This is a genomic window from Brevibacillus sp. SIMBA_040 (assembly GCF_046535075.1).
Lineage (GTDB): Bacteria > Bacillota > Bacilli > Brevibacillales > Brevibacillaceae > Brevibacillus.
In genome coordinates, this window is record NZ_JAWRXI010000026.1 from 75,436 (window position 1) to 86,186 (window position 10,751).

The 10,751-nt window shown below is 40.3% G+C and carries 12 protein-coding genes and 1 pseudogene; 5 read left to right on the forward strand and 8 right to left on the reverse strand.

Translation table 11 applies throughout. The features are described 5' to 3' along the window. Positions 1-54 precede the first annotated feature (54 nt). Positions 55-546: a signal peptidase II gene (lspA, locus tag SB752_RS29285; protein WP_410718983.1), complete on the forward strand. Its 492-nt coding sequence runs from the start codon at positions 55-57 to the stop codon at positions 544-546. A 59-nt stretch (positions 547-605) separates the two neighbouring features. On the opposite strand, the gene SB752_RS29290 is transcribed toward lspA, so the two are convergent. From SB752_RS29290 to SB752_RS29300, 3 genes are all read right to left on the reverse strand, one after another. After that, positions 606-1,595: a zinc-dependent alcohol dehydrogenase family protein gene (locus tag SB752_RS29290; RefSeq protein ID WP_410718984.1), complete on the reverse strand. Its 990-nt coding sequence runs from the start codon at positions 1,593-1,595 to the stop codon at positions 606-608. Positions 1,596-1,665: 70 nt separating this feature from the next. Continuing rightward, positions 1,666-2,127, reverse strand: a complete 462-nt coding sequence (locus SB752_RS29295) for a ribosomal maturation YjgA family protein (protein ID WP_410718985.1) — start codon at positions 2,125-2,127, stop codon at positions 1,666-1,668. A 480-nt stretch (positions 2,128-2,607) separates the two neighbouring features. Further along, positions 2,608-2,916, reverse strand: a complete 309-nt coding sequence (locus SB752_RS29300; protein WP_410718986.1) for a hypothetical protein — start codon at positions 2,914-2,916, stop codon at positions 2,608-2,610. A 106-nt stretch (positions 2,917-3,022) separates the two neighbouring features. On the opposite strand from SB752_RS29300, the gene SB752_RS29305 reads away from it, so the two are divergent. Further along, positions 3,023-3,178, forward strand: coding sequence for a hypothetical protein (locus SB752_RS29305; RefSeq protein ID WP_410718987.1), 156 nt, complete (start codon positions 3,023-3,025; stop codon positions 3,176-3,178). Here the strand turns inward: SB752_RS29305 and SB752_RS33545 are convergent. Beyond that, on the reverse strand, positions 3,116-3,262 hold the full coding sequence (locus SB752_RS33545) for a DUF7660 family protein (protein WP_486304124.1): 147 nt from the start codon (positions 3,260-3,262) through the stop codon (positions 3,116-3,118). The genes SB752_RS29305 and SB752_RS33545 overlap by 63 nt on opposite strands. Before the next feature lie 607 nt (positions 3,263-3,869). On the opposite strand from SB752_RS33545, the pseudogene SB752_RS29310 reads away from it, so the two are divergent. Beyond that, positions 3,870-4,934 (forward strand): annotated as a pseudogene (locus tag SB752_RS29310) (YifB family Mg chelatase-like AAA ATPase); the annotation flags it as partial. Here the strand turns inward: SB752_RS29310 and SB752_RS29315 are convergent. The 4 genes from SB752_RS29315 to SB752_RS29330 all read right to left on the reverse strand — a co-directional run bounded on the left by SB752_RS29315 (position 4,906) and on the right by SB752_RS29330 (position 9,497). Next, positions 4,906-6,522 carry a recombinase family protein gene (locus tag SB752_RS29315; protein ID WP_410718988.1) on the reverse strand — a complete coding sequence of 539 codons (1,617 nt, stop codon included), beginning with the start codon at positions 6,520-6,522 and terminating at the stop codon, positions 4,906-4,908. The pseudogene SB752_RS29310 and the gene SB752_RS29315 overlap by 29 nt on opposite strands. A gap of 79 nt (positions 6,523-6,601) precedes the next feature. Further along, on the reverse strand, positions 6,602-6,895 hold the full coding sequence (locus SB752_RS29320; RefSeq protein WP_410718989.1) for a hypothetical protein: 294 nt from the start codon (positions 6,893-6,895) through the stop codon (positions 6,602-6,604). Continuing rightward, entirely contained in the window at positions 6,895-8,880 is a 1,986-nt protein-coding gene (locus SB752_RS29325; protein WP_410718990.1) for a DEAD/DEAH box helicase, read from the reverse strand. Before SB752_RS29325 ends, SB752_RS29320 begins: the two co-directional genes overlap by 1 nt. A gap of 137 nt (positions 8,881-9,017) precedes the next feature. After that, positions 9,018-9,497 (reverse strand): ImmA/IrrE family metallo-endopeptidase, encoded by a 480-nt coding sequence (locus tag SB752_RS29330; RefSeq protein ID WP_410718991.1) that lies wholly within the window; start codon positions 9,495-9,497, stop codon positions 9,018-9,020. Between the two features lie 182 nt (positions 9,498-9,679). Here SB752_RS29330 and SB752_RS29335 point away from each other — a divergent pair, with 182 nt between their 5' ends. Next, positions 9,680-10,156 carry a DUF2716 domain-containing protein gene (locus SB752_RS29335; RefSeq protein WP_410718992.1) on the forward strand — a complete coding sequence of 159 codons (477 nt, stop codon included), beginning with the start codon at positions 9,680-9,682 and terminating at the stop codon, positions 10,154-10,156. Positions 10,157-10,375: 219 nt separating this feature from the next. After that, on the forward strand, positions 10,376-10,751 hold a 376-nt coding region (locus SB752_RS29340; RefSeq protein ID WP_410718993.1), incomplete at its 3' end, for a hypothetical protein.

The following is a 10,751-nucleotide window of genomic DNA, read 5'->3' on the forward strand; positions in this document are numbered from 1 at the left end:
GAGTTACGAGATGGTAAAAAAGAGAGCTTCACGGTAAAGTAGGGGTAGGTAAAGGTGAATCCTCGCAAGGAAGAAGGGCAGCTTATGGTTTTTTATCTCATCTCCATTTTGGTGAGCATCGTAGACCAGCTATCTAAATACTTGATCCGTCTATACCTCCCTGTTGGAGAGACCATGTATGTATGGGGCATTTTGCTTGAGCATTACGAAAATGCAGGGATGGCATTCAGTTTGTTCCAGGGTTATGCTCGTTTGTTCGCTGTAGCGGCTGTGCTTTTTGTAATAGCCGTTTTTTATTATCGGAAGAAGACAGAAGAGAAACGTTTCTTAATGGAATTGGGTCTTGGTTTTCTGGTAGGAGGTGCAGTAGGGAATGCGATCGATCGGATTTTATTTGGACGAGTTACCGATTTTTTAGTGTCATCCTCCGGCAATGGCATCCTGAACATTGCGGATCATGCGATTAATATTGGTATTGTGCTCATGTTTTTGGACGCTGGTGTTGGTTTTGTAAAACGGTTTAAGAATAAGCGAGCTAAGGTATGATTCTTGGAAGGTAAGCCTCCGAGTAGTCTGTATTATTTTGTATAAATCCGATGCACCTATTAGCTTGTCAAAAAGACTTTCCCTTTGGTTTTTTTAGCATATTCGACAACATGAATAGCCTTTTCTACGTCTGACAAGTCGTAGATAGAATCCACCATCATCAAACTCAATCTTTTATCGCTTAACAACGTTAGCAAATTACTAAATGTTTCTTGCCATTTATCCGTTGATACTTGTGCGTTCCAGTTCCGTAAATGAAACATATTAGCATTTACTTTTGCCTTATTTATAATTTCTGTCCAGTTAACTTGTATTCCTGATAAAAGTCCAATCGTTAAAAAGTTCCCATTTGGGTGTACACAAAAAGCTAAATTGGTTCCAGATGAACCTCCAACAGAATCAATAGCAGCATCAGCACCAATTCCATTAGTTAATTCCATAACGGTTTCATATAGTGGGTCTTTAGATGTATCGATTACATACCAAGCACCCAATTTAAGTAAATCATCTGTGTATTGGTTATTTCTAGTAACTGCAATCAATCGAAAGTTAAAAATTCTCGATAACTGAGCTAAAATATGTCCTATAGAAGAACCACACGCATTGACCAATAAAACATCGTTCGGACTTAATTTTAAAACCTCTGTACAAACCACTAAAGCCGTAATTGGATTTATATACATCTGCGAAGCTGTATAATCATCAATAAAATCAGGTATAGGAACTGCAAATTCAGCAGATGTCCTAACAAATTCTTGCCATGTACCTTCCCCACGCAAAGGCAAAACGCGTTTACCGATTAGATTTGGAGGAGCTAAACGTCCTACATTTTCTACAATACCTACCCCTTCATAACCGGGGATATTGGGTAAAGAAATACGATGAGAATAAGACCCTCTTATCGGTATTAAGTCAGAAGGGTTTATAGGGCGTGCTAGCATACGAACAAGGACTTCATTATCTTTAGGTGGTTCTATTTTTGTATATTCAATTTTTAATACGTCTTTAGGGCTACCAAACTCATAGAATGTAACACATTTTGATTTCAAAACAATAAGTCCCCTTCATTAAATCCGGATAATTTTGAGCAATTCTGTCCGTTAGCGGAATGAACAGCTATTATCTAGGGCTTAAACTTTTTCCTACTTTATTCTTTTGGAGATCGGAACGAATACGCCAAGGCCAAGCTAGGTCGAGCAGGGAAGAGACGACAATTCCCGCTGTATAGCGCAGTAGGTCCGCCGTCAAAAAGCCTTTTCCTAAAACCAACGCCCCAAGGGCTGTCTCCCGGATGGAATGGATCCAATCGGCCTGATACAATTGGCTACCTTCGATCGCAAAGCAAAACACTAGGCTGCACCACATCGAGAAAGAAATCTTTTTATGTGCAAAACAAGTGCGAAAGCCAAAGTAGATCATGCACGCCCATAATGCATCGCCAAAATGCTCAGCTACAAAGATAGGCAACATATCGGCGAACGCTCTGGACCCTAAACCCAGAGCCATGGCAGCAAAAACGGCCATGATATAGGCGACTCTGACTCTCCATCGACACGCAGAACGCTCGTTACATGTGTTCATAGGAGTCGTCCGATAGCTTCCATTCGGTTTTGTGTATACACGATCAATCTTCCTCTTTTTTATCAGTTTTTTGATTAGGGTAGTTCTGGTAAAGCGAGCCACAGTACCCGGTTAGCAAAGCAGTGTCTTTCCCCAGTGTCTTTCTTTTAACCTGCCTATACAGAGAGATTAATTTTCAAGGGAATTTAATTACCCGAGATAAGTATAAATCTACTTTTCTGTCTAGGGCTATATTTTCAGAGTCTAACTAACTGAAAAAGGTCAGCCCGTATTATTACTGGCTGTCCTTACTTTCATTGGTTCGACCAGTTATGTACTTCTCGTGATGATTTCCAGAATGGTAATGTACCTCGTCAGCGATCTTTCGTAATAGAGTCAAATGGTGGTAGGGACATAAGTTGTTTTAATTTTTGCGAGAAGGGGATCAGTTCTAGATCACTGTAAAAGGAAATTTTCTCAAAGATTCGCATGAAGAAACCCTCACTCCTGTTGATAAATAAGCAGTTCGTTGTCATTAATGGTCCAATTGTGAAGAGCAGATCTCCAGTTCATGGTTTGGTTCGGCAAATATTTCTCAAGATCATCTAGGATTTGCTCCCAGTACTCTACGTTGTCGTTGATTTCTATCGTCTCCCCGTAAGTGAGGTCAAAAGCCAGATATCCGAGTACGGACTCAATACAATCGATTTGATAATAGTAGACAGTATGTATGTCTTCCCATTCGATTACGATGTCCTCTTCATTGTTATGTCGTACTGCTAAATGATCTCTGAATATGGAAAGGATCATAAAAACACTTCCTACGATTTTTTTCTTCTTCCTTCCTTATTCTACCTATTCTACTATGGATACGATAGGGTAATGGTCAAAAAAAGTGTGAATAGGAGGGTCTTTCGTGTTCGTTTTGTCTGAGCAAGCACAAACGATTTTAGCCGACGCCGGCTGGTATGAGGGAAGGAACATTGATGTCACTGAGACCGTGACATTTTTAGAAGCAAAGGGCTATGATGTCTGGATATACCTTTTCATCCATAGTATCTTCCATCCATGATTCAATTGCCTCCAGAAAACCGTCTAGTGTTTGGTTTTCCCATTCATCAGGATTAACAGGAAGATCGTGTCGTAATGCCTTAATGAATTAAAATAAGATCATTTTAGGAATCAACATTATTGCATTTTTTCTCTATTAAAGAAGTTAAACGCATTTAGTGTATCGCGGTCTTCAGACAAAGAAAATAAATTTTTTCATCATTGTCTACGGAAAGATAAGATCCTATTTTATACTCGTCTATATGAAACATTCCTTCGAGTATTTTAGGAACCGCACAGTTCCACGCTATTTGAACGAAATTGAATGGGAAATTATCTCGATTTTCATTTGGTGTATGAATATAGACTGCATCCTGACCTGAATCTTTTTCATGAATCGTTATCCAAATTTGATATGGCTTTGAGAACATTTGAAGCTGACTAAGAAAATTGTGATGCAGTTTAAAAAGGGCAGATATATGCTGTTTTCTTGACTTTATCCCCTGATTTCCAATACCAGACCAATCTAGGTGCGTATGCCACATGTCAAACCAGGAGTCTTCTGTAAGTTCTAAACGATAATTAGCAGCACGTGCAAGTAATTTTTTGAAGTATCGTTTCTTTCATCTAAATTTCTTCACGCTAACCTCCCCCAACAAAACTTGCCCACCCCCACTATCTTATCCTACCCTATGAAAAAAGGGGGAAGAGATATGTACGCATCCAGCTACTCTGGCACGGTATTTGGTATAGATGGCATGGTCGTTACCGTAGAAACAGATATCGCAAACGGACTGCCTCAGTTCGATTTGGTCGGTCTCGGTGGTTCTGCAGTAAAAGAAGCGAGAGACCGTGTCCGTGCAGCCCTGCGCAATGCAGGCTTTGATTACCCCATGCAACGCATCACGGTAAACCTGGCTCCCGCAGATCAACGCAAGGAAGGCTCAGGCTTTGACCTCGCAATTGCTTTTGGCATTCTCCTCGCATCCAAGCAACTTTCCCCGCGATCAGAAAGAGTACTCATCTTAGGTGAACTCGCATTGGATGGCAGCCTACGACCAGTTACCGGCGTGCTACCAATCCTGCTGGAAGCAAAAGCTGGGGGCTTTACTCATGTGATCCTTCCTGAGCAAAACGCTGCCGAAGCTAGACTCGTGGACTTACTTGTGTTGCCAGCCACTTCCGTGAAAGAAGCGGTTCAATATTGGACAAACGGACTAGTGCCTCACAATGAGGATGAACCTAGCGCGGTAAACCTGCACCGATCCGACAAACAAAGCAACACCGCAGATTTCGCGGATGTATACGGACAGCATTTTGTAAAACGCGGGTTAGAAATTGCTGCCGCCGGCTTTCACAACGTTATCTTAGTCGGTCCTCCAGGCTCTGGAAAAACGCTGCTGGCCACATGCTTACCGGGCATCATGCCACAGATGACAACAGAAGAGTCCTATGAAGTGACGAAAATATACAGCATTGCCGGACACTTAACAAGAGCGGGCGGACTCATCGAGGAACGCCCATTCCGCTCTCCACACCACACGATAACAGCGACGGCACTGATCGGCGGTGGCCCTCAAATCCCGCGACCAGGGGAGTGCAGCTTGTCCCACGGCGGAATTCTCTTTTTGGACGAGATGCCAGAGTTTTCGCGTCATGTGCTCGAGGTATTGCGTCAGCCGATCGAGGCAGGGATCGTTACGATTGGGCGAGCGAAGCAAGTGTTTACGTTTCCCTCTCGCTTTCTGCTCATTGGATCGTGCAATCCCTGTCCCTGTAGATAATATCCTTGGAAAAACTGTACTTCACGGTGATTGTAGCGCGCGGCCGTTTCCTGTATTCGTCTTGAAAGGAATGAACTTGAATGCGCTCAACCAATGCCTTAACAATTTCACGCCTCGTTTCAAATGAAGGATTGTCATCTAGCTTGTTTCTAAGTGTGGTTAGCAATTGAAATGCATTCGTGATCTTGGTCGAAAAATCACGGTCAACTTTTAGAGAGCTTCGGATTTCTTTTAAACGCTGCTCAAGAACATCCTTCTCATAGTTAATCTTTTGGATTTGCTTCTCTAAATCAGTAAAGGTAATAATGTTTTTTCGGAAGAGGTCTAGGATGCTCTGACGCTCGACATCTTTGTCGTCAATACTATTCTGGATTAGGGTGGCTTCCGATTCTAGATCACTCTTTTCAGATTCCTTAACTTCCATCGCAGCAGCAATCTCTTGTAGTGCTTCTCCAGGTTGGTTAATAAAGGCCAGACAATCTTGCCATACGAGATCCTCGATCCAATCCTGGGGTAAATTTTTTGACTTACACTTTCCCTGCATCGGACCTTTGTATGACTGTTTTCCCGTACATACATAGTAGCCTTTCAACGTACGGTTGCTACGGTAGTAGTGAATACCTACATATGTTAATCCACAACATTGGCATTTCATCAAACTGCGGAGTAGATAACTATTTTTGGTATTGCGTACAGCTTCTAATTGGTTGTCTCTAAGCACTTGTTGTGCTTTCTCCCAGGTTTCTACATCCACGATGGCAGGGACTTCACGCTCGATTACTTCACGCTGTCTAGTACTCCGTTTGCCATATTCGTGTATGCCTTTGTAGGTTGGATTCGTAATAATTCCTCGAATCCGAGCAGGGCGCCATATTCCCGCTGTATTCTCTTTTCGTTTCCCTCGAGTTATTTTCCGATCATCCTTTACGTAAGAGGGAGGGACCCCAAGAGCATTCAAGTAATCCGCCACTTTAATGCAAGAGTGGCCCTTATTCGCAAGCATGTGAAAAATCAATCGTACTACACCGGATTCGGTCATATCCGTGTTAGGGAGTAAATCGTCGCATACTTCTAGATAGCTTTCACTATTGACACGATATCCATATGGGATGATACCACCGAGCCATTTGCCAGCGCGTGCAGCCCGGTTTGCGCCGTACCAGAGACGTTCTATGATAGTCTCACGCTCTAAGTCTGCCACACCAGCTAGAATGGTTAGTAGGAAGCGTCCGGATGGGTCACCTGTATCAAACGGCTCTGTCATTGATCGGATTTTCACACCGTCACTTTCCAGCTCGTGAACGGAATTCAGGATGATTCTGGCCGATCGTCCAAGACGGTCTAAGCGGTAGATGAGAAGAAGATCAATCTCTCCGTTTTTAGCATCTTGTAAGAGTTCACGGCCAGCAGGGCGTGCATCTAAGGGCAAGGTACCGGTTACTCCATCATCTTTGTACCATTTGACTACCTCAAGCTGGTGGAGATCGGCATATTTGCGGGCAAACTCTAGTTGATTCTCGATGGTACCTCTTTCAGCTTGATCGTCTGAACTTGTACGAGCATAAATAGCGAGTCGAGTCAAGAAAGGTCACCTCATTAGGGATTATTAAACAAGAATATACGTTCGTGTTGAAGGGGGAAATAAAAGCCCATCCGGGCTTTTAAATTCTTGTATACAATGAATAAAAGTTCTCACGATCGAATACTGTTTCAGCATTTGAATTATTGATACTAATTACCCACTTATCTAGCATCTCATTTATGTAGGTCAAATTCTCTATCGTGCGTATGTCATCTGAATATGTGGTTACAATCTCAACATATCTTGTTCTATTATCAGCATCTTCAGAGACACACATTGATTCGATAGCTCCTCCTTGTTGAATATTTGAACTGAAAATGTCAAGATAATGGTTCCCAACATAAATAAAATCGTTTCTTACTTTGGTTATCACTATAGTTCCTCCTCATCAACGCCGTATTGCTCTAAGTAAAAATTGAATTTTTGAATTGTAGAATCTTTAGCTATTCGAAAGTCGTTCGGGGTGTATAAACTATTATGCTTTCTAGTTTGATCGTATAACGATTTATAAAGATTTTTCACAATATATCCTACATTGTTTACTTTTTCCTGAAATTGACCACTGTCGAGAAAAAGCTCAAAACCAACCTTTTGTAATTTAGATGCTCTGAAGAATTTCTCAAGTTCGTTGTTAAACCAAATTTTAAACTCGTCACGAAGCTTTTCTGAAAAAATGTACATTTTATAGTCATCATTAAATTTATTCCACTTATTTTGACGAGTCGATTCAGCTTTTTCTTTCAGGATGTTATATTCTTCTTCATCAATCAACTTATTATCAAATAACTTTTGATACTTATCTAATTCATTTAACAATTTCTCTTCTTCATCTTTAATAATTCTGGCACGTGCTTCTTGGTATGAACTATAGCCGCTTTGAGAAAATGAATCTTGGTTCCCAGTACCTCCAGAGTGGTATGTGCTAACACTTCCAACGACTTGTAGTTCTAATTTAGGTTCTGGTTCCTCGGTACGATCTGGAACAAATCTGTCAGGTGTTTTTTCGATCATACCCAATTCACTGAAATCAAATAGTTCTATTTGTTCATACTGCTCACGTTTTAATTCGGCGTATCGCTTTTGAGTTTTGTAGTAATGCCATAGTCGTTGTAAGTCGAGTTCCTGATGATAAACTACATTACAGTAATTCTCAAGTTCAGTTGTATTTTCCTCTCTTATTTTCCTTAAACCTCGACCAATAACTTGGGCATATGGAGATAGTGTTTTAAAAGGTCTGAATATCGATATTATGGAAGTATTCGGGTTGTCAAAACCCTCACCGAGCATTTGAATATTAATTATGACATCATATGCCCCATTACAATAATCATTAATTCGTATTTCATTTTCTTTATCAGATAAATGACTACTAACATATGTAGCAGTTAGGCCTTCTTCATTGAACCACTTTGTTAGATCTTTCGCGTGCTGATCGTGGCAGGCAACTGCTAATACTTGATGAGCAGGGTAGCTATTCCTCTTCTCAAGTAAAATTTCTTTAGTTAATTTTATAACTGCTTTAGAGCAACTTTCAGACATTGCTACACTTCTGTTAACCCAATCGTCACCTAAAATAGCACGTGCCTGCTTCAGACTATACGTTTGTCCGGATTCATTGTCTACGAATTCGACAGTGCCCGGTACTTCTTCTTCCTTTACAACATCCTTTACTAGTCCATCTAGAATAGCCTCTCCTAGTGAATATTCAAAGATCGGATTTCGAGGATTTTCGGTAATATCTAAACCATCTCCTCTAAAAGGTGTGGCCGTTAGTTTTACAATCTTAGTTGCATTGAAATGGGATAAAGTCTCTTGCCACATAGGGGCTGCCGAATGGTGAGCTTCATCGATTATTATCATGTCAAAGAAATCCCTATCCAAAAGATTGATTAAGGACACATTTTCACTACTACCTGTAATCTTTTGAACGTTTGTAATAACGATGTCAGACATCTTTAGTTTTTGAAGGGTTTGCTCTTTTTCTCCGTCATTCTTAGGGTTAAATCCTCTATATAGGTAACTTTTTGGGAATAATTTTCTGTCAAAAATCACCTTCCGTTTATACCAAAAAGTTTTTTCAGGATTACTAATTGAATCAAACTCTTGAAATATCGTTTTTCTAACGATTTTACCAGGAGCAATTATTAGGACTCTTCCTTTGCTTATTTGAAACGGGAGTAATGACATGAGACCTGTTTTTCCTGAGCCGGTTGGCATTACTACGAGAACTTCTCGATATTTATGATCAGAGAACTCTTGGTAGTGGGAGTGGACTGCTTCGTAAGCTGCTATTTGAGGGGGAAGCAAGTTACTATTGTTTCCTTTAATAAAAGGAGTTACTGCCTGAAATATTGTCATTCAGAAACAATCCTTTCAAACGATAATGTAAACATATGTAAATGGTAATATAGAACCATTGCAAAAGCAGTCACATTATGTCGAAAGAAGGTAAAATGTCTTGTTGAATATAGTATATAGTTTCTTCGTTTATTAATTTACACAGCAGAGTTTAGAATTCTTTCACGAATCCTGTACAATCGGATTTCGCATAATTCAGGAGTTACACCAAACTGCGAAGATAGATAGTCAATGATACCTGGATGACTAAATTCAATACTAGAAAGCATATGTATGGGCAATGCAGCATACCTCGTGAAATTGGTTGCATCCCATTCCTGTAGCTCACGAAATGCCGCAGGCATAATAATTTGTCGGCCAGCATGACGAAGGATATGGCATAGCTCATGATAAAAATGCTCCCTTTGAATTGAAGAGGGGAGCCTTTTGTCTATGGTGATACTCTTGAAACGGCCGAGTTCATATGCCATTGATGGGATTTCTTTATATAAAAGATGGATGTTTAAAGAACGCGCTATGCGTTGTTCGTCTAGTTCCTCAGGTGTATTAATCCCTAGCTGTTTGTAAAAGTGACTTATCCAGGTTTCAAGCGGGGTAGGAGAGTAGGACAATTTCATCAGATCACCTCGTAGGAACATGCGTTCTTTTGTGGTATTTTACCAAATGCTGAGACTTTTTTCCATTCAGAAAACAATGTATAATTTTGAAGATCAACTTCGACTGAAATTAATTGGACCTTGAAAGACGTTCTAGCAGGAATAGATGAATGGATCAAGACTTAATCCAAAGGAGATGTAAAATGGACAATTGGATTTCATTGTCGGATGAGCAATATCGAATGGTTTGGGATAAATTTTATAGGGATTTCAAATTCAAACCAAGTATCCATAGCAATGATTGGCCTTCCTATCGTTTACCGATTCCTTTTGTTACTTTTGATATTACTGAATATACGGATGACAATATTGATGATCTTGAGGAGAATTGTATTAAATGCCTTAGAGCGGTGACTGGGGCTGATGAATATATCTACGCACTTGATTGGCAACACGAATCCTACCTCTACAATCCGCATTTAGAGAAGGGTAATGCAAGTGGAAGGATAGGGTTTTTCCCAGATGGTGACTATTACTTCTTTTTGAATATAGATTTTAAGTGGGGATACTTAGGGCATCCCTGGGAACAATCAATAAGCATTTTTGGAGAAGAACTGATTCATCAGTTTGAAATTAATAGACCAACTATATTTGGGAAGAAAGTGCGTAGTAATCGATGAAGCATTACTCTGCGAATATCTAAAACAACACTAAAGGTAGCTGGATGTTAGATTCCATTTTTATAAACAGTCTTTTTCAAAATTACTACTATGCCTCTTGAACACTGATCAGGAGGTTTTGTCGTTTTGTGTCGGATTAACTCGTACGAATGTTGTAGGTAATTGGGACTATTTGCCGGAATATATACATTCACTCTTATATACCAAGGGGCTGTCATAATGGACCTTAGCTTTAAATTTCATAAAGCCTTACTTGATACATGTCTGAAAACTAAACGAGAGACTAAGTACAATCCTACAGGATTTTACCAAATGCTCTCACGTCAAAATGGTGTGGTTGTAGCAAAGAATTTACTCAGAGGTAAGGACCAATCCGGCTTGAGTAGATTATGGGAAGAAGGGCGTTTGGATTTGTCAATGGAAGCTCTTATTTTAGATAGTGAGTATAAAGATTTATTTACTGATGAAGAACGGGACATAGCTCGTCAACGACTAATCGAATGCAATTATACTTTCCCAGCAGAAGCAGAAGCAGAAGCAGAAGCAGAAGCAGAAGCAGAAGCAGAAGCAGAAGCAGAAGCAGAAGCAGAAGCAG

Excerpts from the sequence above, each read along its gene's own strand:
- SB752_RS29295 (WP_410718985.1), bottom strand. The coding sequence starts at position 2,127 with ATGAACACATGTAACGAGCGTTCTGCGTGTCGATGGAGAGTCAGAGTC.
- SB752_RS29325 (WP_410718990.1), bottom strand. The coding sequence starts at position 8,880 with ATGACAATATTTCAGGCAGTAACTCCTTTTATTAAAGGAAACAATAGT.
- SB752_RS29330 (WP_410718991.1), bottom strand. The coding sequence starts at position 9,497 with ATGAAATTGTCCTACTCTCCTACCCCGCTTGAAACCTGGATAAGTCAC.
- SB752_RS29300 (WP_410718986.1), bottom strand. The coding sequence starts at position 2,916 with ATGATCCTTTCCATATTCAGAGATCATTTAGCAGTACGACATAACAAT.
- SB752_RS29335 (WP_410718992.1), top strand. The coding sequence starts at position 9,680 with ATGGACAATTGGATTTCATTGTCGGATGAGCAATATCGAATGGTTTGG.